The organism is Kitasatospora sp. NPDC057940 (assembly GCF_042887425.1).
Taxonomy (GTDB): Bacteria; Actinomycetota; Actinomycetes; order Streptomycetales; family Streptomycetaceae; genus Kitasatospora.
In genome coordinates, this window is the sequence record NZ_JBHVPH010000001.1 from 89,217 (window position 1) to 106,954 (window position 17,738).

Below are 17,738 nucleotides of genomic sequence, written 5' to 3' on the forward strand. Positions count from 1 at the left end.
TGCCGCCCCAGGACCAACATGTACCGGTCAGCCCCTCGGCGGCCCCCGGAGTTGATAAGTTCAATTAGCCACTCACGGCATGTATCAACTCTGGGGAGAGCGACGTTGGCCGGACGAGGCAGGCCCAGCCGCAGTACCGTCTACAACCGACTCGCCGGCGCGTTGACCGAGCTGAACGAGCGCTTCGGCGGACTCCCCAGCCCCAGAGAAGCCCAGGAGATCTGGGACGACATCTGGCACCAGGAAGCACACCACTCCACCGCACTTGAGGGAAACACGCTGGTCCTGCGCGAGGTGCAAGCGCTCCTCGATCAAGGTCGAGCCGTCGGAGCGAAGCCGCTCAGCGAGTACAATGAGGTCCAGGGATACGCCGACGCCGCCCGCTGGGTCTACGGCCAGGCGCTGGAACCCGACGCCTGGCATGACGGCCGCCTCATCACCCTCGGCGAGATCCGCCACATCCACCACACGGCGATGACTCCGGTGTGGAACGTCTCCCCTCACCCGGAGGCGGGCGACCGCGAAGGCCCCGGCAACTTCCGCGAACACGACATCGCCCCCTTCGCCGAAGGAATGACGCCGCCACGCTGGCCGCTGGTGCCGGCGCAGGTCGAGCAGTGGGTCACCGAGGTCTGCGCTCTCGGCCAACTGATCGAGAAGAGCGCGGAGCTCGCCCGCCCACTTCCCGAGGAACTGGCCCGCATCCACAACCAGTTCGAACGGATTCACCCGTTCCTCGACGGCAACGGCCGGACCGGGCGAATCGTCATGAACCTGGTCCTCGTCCGCCTCGGATATCCGCCGATCATCATCTTCAAGCGACAGCGGGACGCCTACCTTGCCGCGCTGCGCAGGGCGGACGCAGGAGACTGCGGCACCCTCGGCGAGCTGATCGCCAGGGCGATGGAAGACAATCTCAACCGTTTCATCGTCCCCAACGTGGCCGGCCCGGCGAGGATGGTCCCGCTCGCCGCACTTGTCGATGAAGAGCTGTCCCTCGCAGCGCTCCGGCAGGCGGCACAGCGTGGTCGCCTGAACGCCGTCCAGGGCCCCGACGGAGTCTGGCGCTCGTCACGCAAATCCGTTGCCGCCTACAAGGCCGCCAAACATCAGCGCAGGCCGCGCTCCACGGCATGACACCCGGCGCCGGAATGCGCGCAGGCGTAGTGCGGTTTGATTGAGGCATGGCATCTCGTGCACGTGTACGCGCCCCCGAGCTGGTCGGGGCAGGCGGTTGGCTGAACACCGGTGGCAAGGAGCTGACGCTCGCCGACTTCCGGGGCAAGATCACCGTCCTGGACTTCTGGACGTTCTGCTGCATCAACTGTCTGCACGTCCTGGACGAGCTGCGGGAGTTGGAGGAGAAGCACCGGGACACCGTGGTGATCGTCGGGGTGCACTCGCCGAAGTTCGTGCACGAGGCGGACCACCAGGCCGTGGTGGACGCGGTCGCCCGGTACGAGGTGCACCACCCGGTGCTGGACGATCCGGCGCTGGCGACGTGGAAGCAGTACGCCGTGCGGGCCTGGCCGACGCTGGTGGTGATCGACCCGGAGGGGTACGTGGTCGCCCAGCACGCGGGCGAGGGCCACGCGCACGCGATCGCGCGGCTGGTGGAGGAGTTGGAGGCCGAGCACGCGGCGAAGGGCACGCTGCGCCGCGGCGACGGCCCGTACGTGGCGCCGGAGCCGACCGCGGGGGACCTCAAGTTCCCGGGCAAGGCGGTCCGGCTGCCCGACGGGCACTTCCTGGTCGCCGACTCCGGCCACCACTCGCTGGTGGAGCTGGCCGAGGACGGCGAGACGGTGGTCCGCCGGATCGGCGACGGGCAGCGCGGCCTGGTGGACGGCACCAGCCCCCGGTTCAGCGAGCCGCAGGGGCTGGCGCTGCTGCCGGAGGGCTCGGAGTTCGACGTGATCGTGGCCGACACCGTCAACCACGCGCTGCGCGGGGTGCGGCTGGCGGACGGCTCCGTGACCACGCTGGCGGGCACCGGCCGCCAGTGGTGGCAGGGTTCGGCGACCGAGGGCCCGGCCCGCGAGGTGGACCTCTCCTCGCCGTGGGACGTCGCCTGGTTCGACGGCCGGGTGTGGATCGCGATGGCCGGCGTGCACCAGCTGTGGGCGTACGACCCGGCCGCCGGCACGGTCGGCGTCGCGGCCGGCACCACCAACGAGGGCCTGGTGGACGGGCCCGTCGGCGAGGCCTGGTTCGCCCAGCCGTCCGGTCTGGCGGTCTCGGCGGACGGCGAGCGGCTGTGGGTGGCCGACTCGGAGACCTCCTCGATCCGTTGGGTTTCACGTGAAACCGGGACGGTCCACACCGCCGTCGGCACCGGCCTCTTCGACTTCGGCCACCGGGACGGCGCGGCCGCCCAGGCGCTGCTCCAGCACCCGCTGGGCGTCACCGTGCTGCCGGACGGCTCGGTGGCGATCAGCGACACCTACAACCACGCGCTGCGCCGCTTCGACCCGACGAGCGGCGAGGTCACCACGCTGGCCACCGATCTGCGCGAGCCGTCCGGCGCCGTCCTGGTGGACGGGGACATCGTGGTGGTCGAGTCGGCCCGGCACCGGCTGACCAGGCTGCGGCTGCCGGAGGAGGCGGTGCGGGTCGAGTCGGTCGCGCACCGCACCCAGCGGGCGGCCACCGAGGTCGCGCCGGGCGCGTTCCGGCTGGACGTGGTGTTCTCGGCGCCGAGCGGCCAGAAGCTGGACGAGCGGTACGGCCCGTCCACCCGGCTGCTGGTCAGCGCGACCCCGCCCGAGCTGCTGGTCTCCGGCGCCGGAGCGGACAGCGACCTGTCGCGCGAGCTGGTCCTCTCCGAGGAGGTCACCGAGGGCGTGCTGCACGTCTCGGCGATGGCCGCGTCCTGCGACGACGACCCGGAGATCGAGTTCCCGGCCTGCCACGTGCACCAGCAGGACTGGGGCGTGCCGGTGAAGCTGGTCGCCGGCGGCGCGCGCCGGCTGCCGCTGGTGCTCGCCGGCCTGGAGTAGCCCGTCCGACGCGGAAGGGGCCCGGCGGAGCGTACTCCGCCGGGCCCCTTCGCCGTTGAGGGGGGATCACCCGGGATCAGCCCGCGATCAGCCCTCCAGGAACGCCTTGATCGCGCTGGCCAGCAGGTACGGGTCCTCGGCGCCGCACAGTTCGCGCGCCGAGTGCATGGACAGCGCCGCGATGCCGCAGTCCACCGTCTTGATGCCGAGGCGCGCCGCGGTGATCGGGCCGATGGTGGTGCCGCAGGGCATCGCGTTGTTGGACACGAAGGACTGCCACGGCACGCCGGCCTTCTCGCAGGCGGCCGCGAACACCGCCCGGCCGACGCCGTCGGTCGCGTAGCGGTTGTTGACGTTGACCTTGAGGATCGGCCCGCCGTTCGGCAGCGGGTGGTGGCCCGGCTCGTGCCGCTCGGCGTAGTTCGGGTGGACGGCGTGGCCCATGTCCGAGGAGAGGCAGATCGTCCCGGCGAGCGCCCGGGCGCGGTCCTCCGGGGTGCCGCCGCGCGCGTGGACGGTGCGGTCGAGCACGTTGCCGAGCAGCGGGCTCTGCGCGCCGGTGTCCGACTCGCTGCCGGTCTCCTCGTGGTCGAAGGCGGCCAGCACCGGGATGTACGGCAGGTCGGCGGCGCCCTCGGCGGTGGCGACGGCGGCCAGCGCGGCGGTGGCGGCGTGGACGGACAGCAGGTTGTCCAGGCGCGGGCCGGCCAGCAGCTCGCGGTCGCGGCCCAGGTAGGCGGCCGGCTGAACGTCGTGCGTCATCAGGTCCCAGCCGGCCACGTCGGCGGCGTCCACGCCCGCGCGCTCGGCGACGTACGAGATCAGCGAGCCCTCGTCGACCGGGCCGAGGCCCCAGATCGGGGTGAGGTGGCGCTGCTTGTCGAGCTTCATGCCGTCGTTGACCTGGCGGTCCAGGTGGATCGCGAGCTGCGGCACCCGCAGCAGCGGCTCGTCCAGCTGGACGAGCCGCGAGCTGCCGTCCTTGAGCGCGAGGCGGCCGGAGAGCCCGAGGTCACGGTCCAGCCAGGTGTTCAGCGGGACACCGCCGTAGATCTCCACGGCGACCTGGCGCCAGCCGGCCGAGCCGGTGTCCGGCACCGGCTTGACCCGCAGGTTCGGCGAGTCGGTGTGGGTACCGACCACCCGGAACGGGGTCTCGGGGCGGGCGCTCTCCGGCAGGTACCAGGCGATCAGGGCGCCGCCACGGATCAGGTAACGGCCGCCGGCGGCGCCGTCCCAGACGTCGGTCTCGGCGACCTGCCGGAAGCCTGCCTTCTCCAGCCGCTCGGCGGCGCTCGCGACCGCGTGGTACGGGGACGGCGAGGTGCCGAGGAACGCGATCAGATCGTCGCTGTGCGTCCGGTCGAAGAATGCCTGGCGGGCGGCGGCGGTCGACATACTGCTCCTGAGTCGAGGGAGGGCCGAAGCCGGATGGGGAGTCGGCTTCGCACCTTGAGCATATGCCCGTACACGGACAGGGAATTCGGAACCTCCCAACGGATGCAGAACGAGGACACAACCGTGAAGTGACGCCGTGCCGAACTCCGTACACCCAGAGATCCGCGCCGGTCGCGGACGGTCATCGCCATGCCCGGCCCGGTGCCCCGGGCCCCCGAACAACAGGTGCGAAACGGGCGAACTCGGCGACGGGTGCGGGGCGGACGGGCGGCAACGCCGAAGGGCCCGGCGGGAGCCGGGCCCTTCGACGTGAGGGTGCTGTCAGGCGGTCGGAGAGGTGTCACGCCCCTCGCGGCGCCCCTGGGGGCACCGCGGCGGGTGACGGGTGGGGCGAGGGCCTCAGAAGGCCTCCTCCGCCAGGTCCATGATCTCGTTGTCGATGCCCTCGGCGATCAGCCGCTGCGGGGCGACGGTCGGCAGGACGTTCTTGGCGAAGAAGCGGGCCGCCGCGACCTTGCCCTGGTAGAACGGGACGTCCTTCTCCGAGGCACCGGCCTCCAGCTTGGCCAGGGCCACCGCGGCCTGACGCAGCAGCAGCCAGCCGACCACGACGTCGCCGGAGACGAGCAGCAGGCGGGTGGTGTTGAGGCCCACCTTGTACATGTTCTTGACGTCCTGCTCGACCGAGGTGAGGTCGGCCAGCAGCTTGCCCACGATGGCGTCCAGGTCGCCGACGGCCTTGGCGAGCAGCTCGCGCTCGGCGGCCAGGGCGTCGCCGCCCTCGGCCGCGCCGAGGAACTTCTGGATCTGCTCGGACAGCGCGGTGAGCGCCTGGCCGCCGTCCTTGACGATCTTGCGGAAGAAGAAGTCCTGGCCCTGGATCGCGGTGGTGCCCTCGTAGAGGGTGTCGATCTTGGCGTCCCGGATGTACTGCTCGATCGGGTACTCCTGCAGGTAGCCGGAGCCACCGAAGGTCTGCAGGGACTGGGCGAGCTGCTCGTAGGACTTCTCGGAGCCGTAGCCCTTGACGATCGGCAGCAGCAGGTCGTTGAGGCGCTCGGCGGCCTCGTCGCGCTCGCCGCGCAGGCCGGCGGCCACCATGTCGTCCTGGACGGACGCGGTGAACAGGACCAGCGCGCGCATGCCCTCGGCGTAGGCCTTCTGGGTGAGCAGCGAGCGGCGCACGTCCGGGTGGTGGGTGATGGTGACGCGCGGGGCGGTCTTGTCCAGGAACTGCGAGATGTCGGCGCCCTGCACGCGCTCCTTGGCGTACTCCAGGGCGTTCAGGTAGCCGGTGGAGAGGGTGGCGATGGCCTTCGTGCCGACCATCATCCGGGCGAACTCGATGATCTTGAACATCTGGCGGATGCCGTCGACCTTCTCGCCGAGCAGCCAGCCCTTGGCCGGGTGCTTGGCGCCGAAGGTCATCTCGCAGGTGTTCGAGGCCTTGAGGCCCATCTTGTGCTCGACGTTGGTGGCGTAGGCGCCGTTGCGCTCGCCCAGCTCGCCGGTCTCCCAGTCGAAGTCGAACTTGGGGACGATGTACAGGCCCAGGCCCTTGGTGCCGGGCTTGCCGCCCTCGGGGCGGGCCAGCACCAGGTGGATGATGTTCTCGGACATGTCGTGCTCGCCCGAGGTGATGAAGCGCTTCACACCCTCGATGTGCCAGGAGCCGTCCTCCTGCTTGATCGCCTTGGTGCGGCCGGCGCCCACGTCCGAGCCCGCGTCGGGCTCGGTGAGGACCATGGTGGCGCCCCAGAGGCGGTCGGTCATCCGCTGGGCGACCTTCTTCTGCTCCTCGGTGCCCTCGTCGTGGACGACGCCGGCGAAGGCGGGGCCGGAGGAGTACATCCAGATGGCCGGGTTGGAGCCCAGGACCTGCTCGGCGTAGGCCCAGATCAGGGAGGACGGGGTGACCTGGCCGCCGATCGCCTCCGGGATGCCCAGACGCCACCACTCGGCGTCCATGTAGGTCTGGTAGCTCTTCTTGAAGGTGGCCGGGACCGGCGCGGTGTTGGTCTCGGGGTCGAAGACCGGCGGGTTGCGGTCGGCGTCGGTGAAGGACGCGGCGAGGTCGTTCTCGGCGAGGCGCGAGATCTCGCTCAGGATGTTCTTCGCGGTCTCGACGTCCATGTCCGCGAACGGCCCGGAGCCGTAGACCTGCTCGCGACCGAACACCTCGAAGAGGTTGAACTCCACGTCCCGCAGGTTGGACTTGTAGTGACCCATGGCCGTTTTCTCCGGTTCGTCGCTTCCGGGAGACCGCCGCGTTCGGGCGCCCCGTACCCACCAGTACGCATCATGATGCTACCCAGCGGTAACTTGGGCAAGCCCCTGGCGGTGAATCCGCTATGAACGTGGTCACGTCCCACAAGTCGGGACGACCAGTCATTGTCAGGATCGACGCCCGCACGGGCGGGTGCGCTCCCGATAGCCTGTCCGTGTGTACGGATATGACCAGAACGCATACCCGGGCGACCCCTACCAGCAGCAGGCGGGTCCGCAGCCGGGCATGAACGGCATGCCCGGCCCCGACGCCTACGGCGCGCAGTCGCAGGCGTCCCAGCAGTCCCTCTACCCCGAGCCCTCGCCGCCGTCGCTGGCGGACGCCGTCCGGGCGTTCACCACGGGCTCGATGGCGGTCGAGGACTTCCAGGCCATCTTCATCACCTCGAAGGTGCACTGCCCGCGCGGCGAGCGGCCCGGCTTCCTGGCGCTGCACAACACGCCGACGCCGGTGATCCCGATGTTCAGCTCGCTGAAGGAGCTGCGCCGCTACGCCGGCAAGGACTCCAAGCACTTCACCGTCACCGGCGCCGAGGTCCTGGACCTGCTGCCGACCGGCTACGGCTTCGCGCTGGACATGGAGGGCGAGCACCGGATGGTGTTCGACGCCAAGGCCGTCGAGCAGATGGTCGACTTCACCATGCGCCGCATGTACGGCTGACCCATCCTGGAGGAGGAGCCCCGCGCTCCTTCGTCACTACATGGTTCAAATTTCAACTTGCTTGTTGTTGAGAATTGAACTAATCTCGTGGACGTAGGCCAGAGGAACACCCCGAAGGAGGCCGACATGCCCGCCGTGACCGTCGACAACCCGCTGACCCTGCCGCGCGTCGCCACCCCGGACCCCGCCGCCACCAGCGCCCGGCCGGTCCTCACCGTCGCGACCGCACCCGAGGGCTTCGAAGGCGAGGGCTTCCCCGTCCGCCGCGCCTTCGCCAAGATCAACACCAAGTACCTCGACCCGTTCATCATGATGGACCAGATGGGCGAGGTGGAGTACGCCGCCGGCGAGCCCAAGGGCACGCCCTGGCACCCGCACCGCGGCTTCGAGACGGTCACCTACCTGATCGACGGCGAGTTCATCCACAAGGACTCGCACGGCGGCGGCGGCCACCTCAGCGGCGGCGACACCCAGTGGATGACGGCCGGCTCGGGCATCCTGCACATCGAGACCCCGCCGGAGTCGCTGGTGACCACCGGCGGCCTGTTCCACGGCATCCAGCTGTGGGTCAACCTCCCGGCCTCCGACAAGATGGCCGCCCCGCGCTACCAGGACATCCACGGCGGCCACGTCAAGCTGCTCTCCACCCCGGACGGCGGCGCGGTCCTGCGGCTGATCGCGGGCGAGCTGGACGGCCACCGGGGCCCGGGCGTCACCCACACGCCGATAACCCTGCTGCACGCCAGCATCACCCCGGGCGCGCAGGTCACCCTGCCGTGGCGGCCGGACTTCAACGCGCTCGCCTACGTCCTCAACGGCGACGGCACCGTCGGCGCCGAGGGCCGCCCGGTCCACACCGGGCAGGCGGCCGTGTTCGGCGAGGGCGACACCATCACCATCACCGCCGACACCAAGCAGGACTCCCGCCACCCCAACCTGGACGTGATCCTGCTCGGCGGGCAGCCGATCCGCGAACCGGTCGCCTGGTACGGGCCGTTCGTGATGAACAGCCACCGCGAACTGGAGCAGGCCATGCAGGACTTCCAGTCCGGCCGGTTCGGCCACCCGATCGACTGACGGCACCATCCCGGCGGTCACCGCACCGCCCCCGGTGACGGCACCATCCCGGTGACCGCACCGCCCCAGGCGCCTCGGCCGTCCACGCGCTACAACAGCGCGTAGACGGCCGAGGCGTCGTCGTGCGCCTTGCCGCGCGGCCAGCGCTCGCAGGCTGCGTCCGCCCGCTCGACCTCGCGGACCTGCGCGATCAGTTCGCCCGGACCGGACTCGGCGAGCAGCCGCAGCACGTCCGCCCAACTCCCCAGCCCGAAGCGCTCGGTGAAGCGCGAGGCGCCGTCGGTGAGCGCGGCCAGCGCGTGCAGCCGCTCCAGCCGGACGAAGCCGGTCTCCGCGTGCCCGGCCGCCTTCGGGCTGGCCGCGGCGATCCACGGACCGTTGCCCCGGTTGCGGGCGGACCGGACGGCCAGCGCGTACTCCAGGTGCAGCGCGGCCCGCTCGGCCGAACCGGGGACGGTCGCCCAGACCTGCCGGCGCAGTTCCTCCCCGCCGGGGAAGCGCTGGTTGTCCCCGATCACCTTCGGCGGGCCGTCCTTGTACTCCAGCACCAGCAGCGAGTCGCCGAGCACCAGGTACTCCAGCGACTCGCCGTGCCGGCGGGCCGCCACCACCATCGCCGCGGGGGTGTTGGGGTGGCCCAGGTCGCAGCGGCCGCCGTGCAGCGCGGCCGTCTCCACGATGGCGTCGGCCAGGCACTCGGCGATCGAGCGGTCCACCCGGTCGGTGAGCCGGGCGAGCAGGTGCACGCCCAACCGGCGGACGTACCAGGCGGTTCCGTGCCGGCACCCGGACTCCAGGCCGGTCGGCGAACTCGCACCGTCCAGCAGTACCAGCGCCTCCGGCGAGGCCGCCGCGAAGTCCTCGCTCTCGCGGTCCGGCCGCCGTGCTTCCCCTGCGAGCTGTAGCTGCATCCCGACAGTGTGGCCGCCGCCCCCGGCCCGCGCCCAGACCCCTGCGCCGGTGTGGCGCGGGCCGATCCCCGCCGCCCGGTGGCAGCCGGGGCATTCCGGTCATACCGTCGAATAACGACCGGACAATTCGGCCAATCAGGGCCTGTCAGGTTTGGGATCACCTTCGGGTGTCCGGGCGGCCCGGGACTGACGAGGAGCAGGACATGTTCTGGGAGTTCATCGTGCTGGTGGCCGCCTCCACCGGCTTTCCGACCGCCGCGCTGCTCTTCCTGATCGGCGGGCCGCGCTTCCCCGACGAACAGCGCGGCGGCCGGCACGCCTAGCTCTCCGGACCGGCGTTCCTAGGCCTTCCAGGCCGGGTCCCGCCCGAGCAGGGCCAGCGCGCGGTCGAACCGGCCGCCCGCCGCACCCGGTTCGAGGCGCGGCGCGAACGCCTTGCCCGGCACCCGGTTCTCCGGCGCGGCCGGGACGGCCTCGGCGACCGCCAGCAGGGTCGCCACCAGTGCCTCGTCGCCGTCCACGACGGCGGTGAACGGGGCCTGGACACCGAGCGCGGCCGCGACGTCCCAGCCGTGCACCAGGGTGTCGAGCAGGTGGAAGCCGACCGCGTGCGCCAGCGGGAAGGGGCCGCCGTGCTGGATCTCCGGCAGCCAGACGTCGCGCCCGGCCGCCACGGCCTCGCGGAACGCCGCGGTGAGCTCGGTGCCCGTACGGCGGAAGGCTCCCGCCGGGTCGTCGCCGACCGGGGCGTCGGCCCAGAGTGCGAGGTCGGGCCCGGCGCCGCGGGCGGCCGCGGCGAAACCCTGGTGCTGGCCGACGATGTGCTCCATCAGCCGGCGCAGCGTCCAGCCCGCGCACGGGCTCGGCAGCTCCAGTTGGTCCGGCCGCAGGCCGTCCACCACCTCGGCGGCCAACTCCATTGATCGGGCGTGCAGTTCGACGAGCTCTCCGGCACGGCTCATGCGGCACTGACCTCCTGACCGGCCGACAGGAAGCCGATCGCGTTGTCGATGACGGTGGACTCGGCGACGATCCGGCGGTGGCCGAGCCCTCGGGTGACCAGTAGTTCCAGCCGGTCACCGTACGCGGCTTTCAGGCGCCGCGCGTGCGATATTCCGACCACGTCGTCGCCCTCGTCGTGCACCACCAGGATCGGCGGCGACACCTCCTCGGGCCGGTGCGCGGCGTCGAAGCGCCGCCACGGGTCCTCGGTGCCGGCGAACAGCTCGTGCTCGATCCGGTGCCGCAGGTCCCGCTCGATCACCGGGCCGAGGCCGAGCCCGGCGCAGAACGCGCCCGGCAGGTAGGCGAATTCGCTGACCCCGGCGAGGGCGACCAGCCGCCCGGCCCGGACTCCCTCGCGCAGCGCCAGGAACGCCCCGGCCACGCCCAGCGAATGCGCCACGATCGCCTCGAACCCGCCGTAGCCGTCCTGGAGTTGCCCGGCGATGGCGCGGTACTCCAGCACCGTGGTGGCCCGGCCGCCGGAGTCTCCGTGGCCCGGCGCGTCGAAGGCGACCGGGCTCAGCCCGAGCGCGCGCAGCCGGGGCACGTAGGGGGCGAAGCGCGAGGCGCGGGAGCGCCAGCCGTGCATCAGCAGCACCGGCCGGGCGCCGTCGCCCCAGCGGTAGACGACGACCTCCTTGCCGTTCACGGCGATCCGCTCGACGGCGGCCTGCCGGTGGATCTCCCGCTCGGCGGGGCGGACGTCGCTGCGCCGCAGCGGGCGCTGGAACAGCTCGTACGCGGCGCGGCCGGCCAGCCGGGGTGCCAGGTGCGAGGTGGTGTTGAGGGCGGTGCGAACCAGTGCGAGGGCCGGGTCCATGCGGTCTCCCTGTCGGTGCGGACGGGCGTGCCGGGGTGCGGGGGCCGTGCTCGGTCCGGATATTAGCACGACCGTTCGTACAGTTTTATGGACGGGAAGTCCGCCGCCCACCCCCGGGCTACCCTGGCGGCACGCACCTCGACGGCGACGGCGACGGTGACGGCGGCGACGACGAGAACTGAGGTGGCCGGTGGCCGGATCGACCACGGACGGACGGGTCCTGCGCGGCGAGGAGACCCGCCGGGCGGTGCTGCACCGCGCCGTCGCGATCGCCTCCGTCGAAGGCCTCGGCGCGCTCTCCATCGGGCGCCTCGCCACCGACCTCGGGCTCAGCAAGAGCGGCGTGTTCGCCGGCTTCGGCTCCAAGGAGGAGCTCCAGCTCGCCACCGTCCGCGCCGCCCGCCGCATCTTCGCCGACGCCGTCGTCGCCCCGGTCGCCGACACCCCGCCCGGCCTCGCCCGGGCCCGCGCCCTCTGCGAGAGCTGGCTCGCCTACTCCCGGGCCCGGATCTTCCCCGGCGGCTGCTTCTTCTACGAGGTCACCGCCGAGTTCGACGCCCGCCCCGGCGCCGTCCGGGACGCCCTGGCCAACTGCGCCCGCGAGTGGCGCCAGATGATCGCCGACGCCCTCGCCGAGGCCCGCGCCACCGGCGGCCTGCGGCCCGGCACCGACCTCGACGACCTCGCCTTCGCCCTGATCGCCCTCCTGGAGACGGCCAACTCCCAGGCCGTGCTGCACGACGAGGACGTTCCCTACCAGCGGGCCGGCCGCCTCCTGCTGCGCCTGCTCCGCGCCGAGGCCACCGACCCGGCCGACCCGGCGCTCGCCTAACAAGCTTCTAGGGCAGGATCTGGGCTTCTCCGCCCAGCGCCTCTTCCAGGAAAGCCGCCTGGGCCAGCAGCCGCTCGTCGCCGCCCGCTGCGCCCACCACCTGGAGTCCCAGCGGCAACCCCTCCGCCGTCCGCCCGGCCGGCAGGCTCAGCGCGGGCAGGCCCAGGTAGCTCCACGGCAGCGACATCACCGGGTCCCCGGTGGTGTGCAGGCCTTCCGGCGCCCCGCCGGTCGCCGACGGCGCCAGCCACAGGTCCACCCCGGCCTCGGCGGTCGCCCGGGCGACCCGCTCGCGCAACCGGTCCCGGGCCTGCAGCGCGGCCGCCCGGTCCTCTGCCGCGACGCCCTGGCCGACCCGGATGCTCGCCGCCGTCTCCGGCCGGTACAGGCCGCCGAACCGGGCGAACCAGTCGGCGTGACTGCGGGCCAGCTCGAAGCGGTTGACCGTCTGCAACTGCCGGGCGATCCCGGCGAAGTCCGGGAACAGCGGCACCCGGCGCACCGTCAGGCCGGCCTGCGCCAGGCGCTCCAGGATCTCCTCGAAGGCGCGCAGCGCCGCCGGCTCGGCCCGCTCCAGGTACGCCCCGTCCGGGACCCCGAGCACCGGCCGGCCCCCGGCCGCCGGCCCGACGCGCCAGTCGTCGCCTTGCCACTCGTCGCCCCGCCAGTCGTCGCCCCGCCAGTCGTCGCAGAGCAGTGCGGCCGCCAGGGCCGCACCGGCCAGGTCGGCCGTGAACACCCCCAGGGTGTCGAAGCTCGGCGCGTTCGGGATCACCCCGGCCGTCGGGATCCGCCCGTACGTGGGCCGGAAGCCCACCACCCCGCAGTACGCGGCCGGCCGGATCACCGACCCCACCGTCTGGGTGCCGACCGCCAGCGGCACCAGCCCTGCCGCGACCGCCGCCGCCGACCCGCTGCTGGAGCCGCCCGGGGTATGCCCGGGATGGTGCGGGTTGCGGGTCGGCCCTGGCGCGCTCGCCGCGAACTCGGCGGTCACCGTCTTGCCGGCGACCAGTGCCCCGGCCGCCCGCAGCCGGTCCACCACCACGGCCTGCGGCCCCGCCAGGACGCCCGGCGGCAACGCCGAACCGCCGTGCGTGGGCAGCCCGTCCACGTGCACGATGTCCTTGACCCCCACCGTCACCCCGTACAGCGGCGGCCGCCCGGCCGGCTCGGGGTGCCGCGCGGCCAGCGCCCGCGCCTGCGCGCGCAGCCGGTCGTGCCGCCCCGGCTCCGGGACGAACGCGTGGATCAGCGGATCCACCCGCTCGACCAGCGCGCAGAACCGGTCGACGTGCTCGGACAGGTCCGGTACGCCGGACCGCAGCCCGACGGCCTCACGGGTCAACGACCGCGGCCGGGCGAGGGGTTGCTCCATGCCGATCACGGTAGACCACCCGTTGGCGCACCGGACGCACTACTGGTGTTCGGCCGACAGGTACGGCGTCTCGCGCAGGTAGTACGCCCCGCAGGTGTGGCAGCACAGCTCCGGTGTCTTGCCCCAGTCCACCGGCTCCCGCACCTGCGCGCCCGGGTCGAGCTCCCGGCCGCACATCGCCACGCTCTCCACCCCCCGGACCATGTGCCACAACCGCACCCCGCCGGTCGCACCCCCGGCCCCGTACTCGGCTCGCATCTGGTGCTTCATGCGGCCATCGTCCGGCCCCCCGGCCACCCCGGCAACCGGTGGCCGAACGGGCGTGCTGGGCAGCATCGATCACTTAGCGCCAAATCTGATCGAAACAAGCCACCCGCAACCGGTAAGGTTCGCGGGCGCGACCAGCGCCGACGGCCCTGCCGGAGGCCTCAAGTCGCCCGAAATCAACCCCATTTACCCCAATCTGGAGCTTCTCAACGTGCGCTCTTCTCGCCTTCTGGCCGCGTCCGCGCTGATGGCGCTCTCCTTCGGCACCACGGTCGGCGCCGTCAGCGCGAGTGCGGTCGGAGTCCCCTCCTCCCCGCCCCCCACCTCCACCACGGCCACCCCGAGCGCCCCCGCGCCGAGCACCCCGGCCCCGAGCACCACCCCGAGCGCCCCCGCCACGGCGACTCCGAGCTCCACCCCCAGCCACACCGCGACGGCCACCCCCACCAACCGGCCGTCCACCCTGCCGATGCCGACCCCGACCAACAGCATGCGGTGCAGCGGCGGCGTGCACCAGAGCCCGCTGCTCAAGGTCACCGGCTCCGGCCTGTACGGCACCACCCTGGTCAAGGGCGGACCGGCCGCCGAGCTGAGCGTGACCTGGCAGAACAACAGCGGCGTCGATCTGCCCGTCGTCCACAACTCGCTCTACGTCACCGACGAGTTCGACGGGGACTACCCCGTCCAGTGGAGCACCGAGTTCTTCGACGTGCAGCTGAACACCGGCTCCGGCTGGAAGCCCGCCAAGCTCGACGACCGCTCCCTCCAGTCGCCGGACATCAAGCTGGCCAAGGGCGAGAAGATCACCTACCAGGTCCGGATCGCCGCCACCGCCAAGGCCCCGGTCGGGAACTACGGCGCCAACTACGACGCCGGCTCCGACGCGTTCGACAACGACAAGGTGCCCACCCCGGCCAACAACAAGCCGAACGCCTGCACCCAGTTCTACAACCCCTTCGAGGGCAAGTTCCGGGTCGCCGAGGCCGGTGGCGCCACGACCCCCGCGGCCGCCGGCCACGGTTCGGCCTCCGCCTCGCCGTCGGCGGGCCCGCACCTGGCCGAGACCGGTGCCGACTCCAACACCCTGCCGATCGCCCTCGGCGGCGCCGCCGTCCTGGCGGCCGGCGCCGGCACCGTGTTCGTCCTGCGCCGCCGCAAGGCCGGCGCGCACAGCTGACCCTGCACCCGGGTGAACGCCGGGGGCGCGGACCGTGGTCCGCGCCCCCGGCGTTCGTCGTATCAGTTCGTCGTATCAGCGCGTCGTCATCGGTTCGCCGCGTCAGGACGCCCGCAGCAGGGCCCCGTCCTGCCACTTGAGGATCTTGTCGAAGCTCACGATGGCGCCCCGGAGCGGGTGGTTGCGGAGTTGGACGTGGTCGGTGAGGGCGTGGATGAGGAAGAGGCCCCGGCCGGATTCGGCGGTGAGGTCCGGGAGGGTGTCGAGGTCCACGGGGCGCAGCGTGGGCGCAGCGGGGCGAGCGGGGAGGACGTGGGTGTCGTAGGGGTGGCCGTCGCGCCGGGGCTGGTGGCCGGTGAGGACGCGGGCCGGGACGGTGGCGCGGCCGCGGCGGGGGCGGCGGTGCGCGGCCGGGCGGGGCGGCGGCGGGGGGACCGGGCGGCGGCGCAGCGCCGGGGCGGGGGTGCCGACGGGACCGGGCAGGCCGGGGCCGGAGTCGGTGACCTCGATCCGCAGGCGGTCGCCGCTGATCGAGGCGGTGACCTGGAAGCCGTCGTCGGGCCGCCCGCAGGCGCCGTGCTCGACGGCGTTGGCGCAGGCCTCGCTGAGGGCGACGCCGAGGTCGTGGGCGATCTGCGGGTCGACGCCCGCCGTCGCCATGGCACCGAGCAGGATGCGCCGGGCCAGCGGGACGCTGGCCGGGTCGCGCTTGAGGTGCAGAGTCCACCAGATGTCCACGGGAGGTCCCTCCTGGCTGCGGCTCCACATACAACTAGGTATCTCCGGGCGATTCGGCGGTGAACCGTGCCCGGGGCCCGCTGCCGCCCGTTCGGCGGATGGACTGAGGCCGTGGATTGTGCCGAGTGGCGCACTCTCCGGCCTGCACGCCGCTGCCGAACGGGGCATTCGTAGGGATTTCCCACCCTGCCCACGCGGGCGAGGTAGGCGGTGAGATGATGTCCCGGCCATGACTGCCCTCCCCGCCGCCCCGCTCCCGGGCGCCCTCGCACCGGATGCGCCGGTGGGGGCCGCCGCCTGGGACCTGCGGCTTGCCCGGGCCGTCCCGTTCGCCCTGGTGTGCACGCTGATAGCGGCCGCCGGGCACGCCCTGGCGGGTGGCGGGAACGTGCCGCCGACCGCGTTGGCGACGGGCTTCGCCGCGGTGCTGGTGCTCGCGGTGGCCTGCGGTGGGCGGGAGCGTTCGCTGACGGCCATCGCCGGTGCGCTGGGCGCGGGTCAGCTCGGGCTGCACTGCCTGTTCCACGGCTTCAACGGCCACGCCGCGATCGGCGGCATGGCCGGCATGCACCACGGCGGCTCCGGTCCGCTGACCCTGCCGACCGTGGCGGGCCGGCTGATCTGCAACGAGGCGCGCCCCGGCACGCTGGCCGGCCTGCCCGGGAGCCCGACCGCCGAGCAGTTGGTCTCCTCGGCGGGCCTGGACCCGAACGCGTACGCCGTCGCCCCGTGGTGGCAGGGCGGCGTGTTCGGGATGACGCCGTCGATGCTGGCCGGGCACCTGGCCGCCGCGCTGGTGGCGGGCTGGTGGCTGCGGCGCGGTGAGGCGGCGCTGTGGCGGCTGGTGCGGGTGACCGCTTCGGCGGCCCGGGAGCACTGGGCGGCGCCGCTGCGGTCGGCGCTGGTGCTGGTGGCCGCGCTGCTGCGCGGCCTGTTCGGCGCGGCCGGTCCGGCCCGCCCCTTCGGTGTCCGGGACGGGGACAGCCCGCTTCCGGCGGGTGCCGCGCTGCGGCACAGCGTGGTGCGGCGCGGTCCGCCGCGCGGGGCCTTCGCGTACTGATCCGGCTCCTGGCGCCCCGTTCGTGTCGGGCCCCGGTCGTGCGCAGCGTCCCGGGCCGGTCCCGCGTGTCCCCGACATCCCGTGTGTCCCCGACACGCCGACGGCCCCCGGTTCCGCCCCCACACGTCCCCAGCACGTCCCCACGCGCGGCCCCGCCGAGGCACGATCTTCCCGTCGCCCGGACGCGGGCCGGTCCGCCGAGCTCCGATCGGAGACACCGCATCATGCGTTCCCTTCCCACCCGCCGTCTCGCCGCCGTCGCCCTCACCGCCGCCGCCTCCGTGGTGGCGCTGGCCGGTCCCGCGTTCGCGCACGTCACCGTGAACCCGGGTGCGGCCGCCCAGGGCGGCTACACGGCCGTCGACTTCCGGGTGCCGAACGAGAGCGACGCCGCCGGCACGGTGAAGCTGGAGGTCAACCTCCCGCTGGACCACCCGCTGGCCTCCGTCCGCACCCTGCCGCTGCCGGGCTGGACCGCGGCCGTCGAGAAGGCGAAGCTCGACAAGCCGATCAAGGTGCACGGCAGCGACGTCAACGAGGCCGTCTCCAAGATCACCTGGACCGCCGACGCCGGCACCAAGATCGCCCCCGGTCAGTTCCAGGAGTTCCGGGTCTCGCTCGGCCCGCTGCCGTCCGACGCCGACAGCATGGTCTTCAAGACCCTGCAGACCTACGACAACGGCGACATCGTCCGCTGGATCGACGAGTCCAAGGACGGCCAGCCCGAGCCGGCCCACCCGGCCCCCGTCCTGAAGCTCACCAAGGCCGCCGCCGGTGAGGACGCCCACGGCGGCGTCACCGCCTCCCCCTCCGCGGGCGCCCACGGCGACAGCGCCGACCACGCCGCGGCCCCGGCCGACGCCAAGTCCAGCGACTCCACCGCCCGGGTGCTCGGCGTGGTCGGCATCGTGGTCGGCGTGATCGGCACCGCCGTCGGCGTGCTCGGCCTGCGCCGCCGGAACAGCGGCTCCGCCTCCTGACCCACCCCGCCGGCGGGGCCGTACCCACGCCCCGGGTACGGCCTCGCCGGCGGTCCCACCCCGCACGATCGGATCTCCCATGCTCCGCACCACCCGCACCACCCGCCTGGCCGGCGCGGCCGCCGTCGCGCTCGCCGCCGCCCTGACGC

At 73.0% G+C, this 17,738-nt stretch carries 16 protein-coding genes; 8 read left to right on the forward strand and 8 right to left on the reverse strand.

Translation table 11 applies throughout. The features are described 5' to 3' along the window. Positions 1-162 precede the first annotated feature (162 nt). Both ACFVTF_RS00450 and ACFVTF_RS00455 read left to right on the forward strand, forming a co-directional pair. Positions 163-1,137, forward strand: coding sequence for a Fic family protein (locus ACFVTF_RS00450; protein ID WP_387807264.1), 975 nt, complete (start codon positions 163-165; stop codon positions 1,135-1,137). Between the two features lie 47 nt (positions 1,138-1,184). After that, entirely contained in the window at positions 1,185-2,999 is a 1,815-nt protein-coding gene (locus tag ACFVTF_RS00455) for an NHL domain-containing thioredoxin family protein (protein WP_387807267.1), read from the forward strand. A gap of 87 nt (positions 3,000-3,086) precedes the next feature. Here ACFVTF_RS00455 and ACFVTF_RS00460 read toward each other — a convergent pair whose 3' ends face one another. After that, positions 3,087-4,397: a M18 family aminopeptidase gene (locus tag ACFVTF_RS00460; RefSeq protein ID WP_371517754.1), complete on the reverse strand. Its 1,311-nt coding sequence runs from the start codon at positions 4,395-4,397 to the stop codon at positions 3,087-3,089. A 399-nt stretch (positions 4,398-4,796) separates the two neighbouring features. Continuing rightward, positions 4,797-6,626, reverse strand: a complete 1,830-nt coding sequence (locus ACFVTF_RS00465) for an acyl-CoA dehydrogenase (protein WP_371517755.1) — start codon at positions 6,624-6,626, stop codon at positions 4,797-4,799. Between the two features lie 214 nt (positions 6,627-6,840). Here ACFVTF_RS00465 and ACFVTF_RS00470 point away from each other — a divergent pair, with 214 nt between their 5' ends. Both ACFVTF_RS00470 and ACFVTF_RS00475 read left to right on the forward strand, forming a co-directional pair. After that, complete coding sequence (locus ACFVTF_RS00470) at positions 6,841-7,344, forward strand: SseB family protein (protein WP_063348360.1); 504 nt, start codon at positions 6,841-6,843, stop codon at positions 7,342-7,344. 126 nt (positions 7,345-7,470) lie between these two features. Next, entirely contained in the window at positions 7,471-8,421 is a 951-nt protein-coding gene (locus tag ACFVTF_RS00475; protein WP_387807272.1) for a pirin family protein, read from the forward strand. 89 nt (positions 8,422-8,510) lie between these two features. On the opposite strand, the gene ACFVTF_RS00480 is transcribed toward ACFVTF_RS00475, so the two are convergent. The 3 genes from ACFVTF_RS00480 to ACFVTF_RS00490 form a co-directional block, all read right to left on the reverse strand. Continuing rightward, complete coding sequence (locus ACFVTF_RS00480) at positions 8,511-9,332, reverse strand: integrase (protein WP_371517757.1); 822 nt, start codon at positions 9,330-9,332, stop codon at positions 8,511-8,513. A 341-nt stretch (positions 9,333-9,673) separates the two neighbouring features. Further along, a complete protein-coding gene (locus ACFVTF_RS00485; protein ID WP_387807275.1) occupies positions 9,674-10,294 on the reverse strand; it encodes a TIGR03086 family metal-binding protein in 621 nt (206 codons plus the stop codon). Then, positions 10,291-11,157, reverse strand: a complete 867-nt coding sequence (locus ACFVTF_RS00490; protein ID WP_387807278.1) for an alpha/beta hydrolase — start codon at positions 11,155-11,157, stop codon at positions 10,291-10,293. The genes ACFVTF_RS00485 and ACFVTF_RS00490 overlap by 4 nt, the downstream gene beginning before the upstream one ends. Positions 11,158-11,347: 190 nt before the next feature. Here ACFVTF_RS00490 and ACFVTF_RS00495 point away from each other — a divergent pair, with 190 nt between their 5' ends. Beyond that, on the forward strand, positions 11,348-11,989 hold the full coding sequence (locus ACFVTF_RS00495; RefSeq protein WP_387807281.1) for a TetR/AcrR family transcriptional regulator: 642 nt from the start codon (positions 11,348-11,350) through the stop codon (positions 11,987-11,989). Positions 11,990-11,996: 7 nt separating this feature from the next. On the opposite strand, the gene ACFVTF_RS00500 is transcribed toward ACFVTF_RS00495, so the two are convergent. Then, positions 11,997-13,367 carry an amidase gene (locus ACFVTF_RS00500; RefSeq protein WP_387807284.1) on the reverse strand — a complete coding sequence of 457 codons (1,371 nt, stop codon included), beginning with the start codon at positions 13,365-13,367 and terminating at the stop codon, positions 11,997-11,999. A 39-nt stretch (positions 13,368-13,406) separates the two neighbouring features. Continuing rightward, positions 13,407-13,637: a hypothetical protein gene (locus tag ACFVTF_RS00505; RefSeq protein WP_363368038.1), complete on the reverse strand. Its 231-nt coding sequence runs from the start codon at positions 13,635-13,637 to the stop codon at positions 13,407-13,409. Positions 13,638-13,845: 208 nt separating this feature from the next. On the opposite strand from ACFVTF_RS00505, the gene ACFVTF_RS00510 reads away from it, so the two are divergent. Beyond that, a complete protein-coding gene (locus tag ACFVTF_RS00510) occupies positions 13,846-14,811 on the forward strand; it encodes an LAETG motif-containing sortase-dependent surface protein (RefSeq protein ID WP_387807288.1) in 966 nt (321 codons plus the stop codon). A gap of 102 nt (positions 14,812-14,913) precedes the next feature. On the opposite strand, the gene ACFVTF_RS00515 is transcribed toward ACFVTF_RS00510, so the two are convergent. Next, entirely contained in the window at positions 14,914-15,549 is a 636-nt protein-coding gene (locus ACFVTF_RS00515) for an ATP-binding protein (RefSeq protein ID WP_387807291.1), read from the reverse strand. Positions 15,550-15,778: 229 nt separating this feature from the next. Between ACFVTF_RS00515 and ACFVTF_RS00520 the strand changes: the two genes are divergently transcribed. Together ACFVTF_RS00520 and ACFVTF_RS00525 are read left to right on the forward strand one after the other, a co-directional pair. Continuing rightward, complete coding sequence (locus ACFVTF_RS00520) at positions 15,779-16,609, forward strand: hypothetical protein (protein ID WP_387807294.1); 831 nt, start codon at positions 15,779-15,781, stop codon at positions 16,607-16,609. 224 nt (positions 16,610-16,833) lie between these two features. Next, positions 16,834-17,589: a YcnI family protein gene (locus ACFVTF_RS00525; protein ID WP_371517766.1), complete on the forward strand. Its 756-nt coding sequence runs from the start codon at positions 16,834-16,836 to the stop codon at positions 17,587-17,589. Positions 17,590-17,738: the final 149 nt, after the last annotated feature.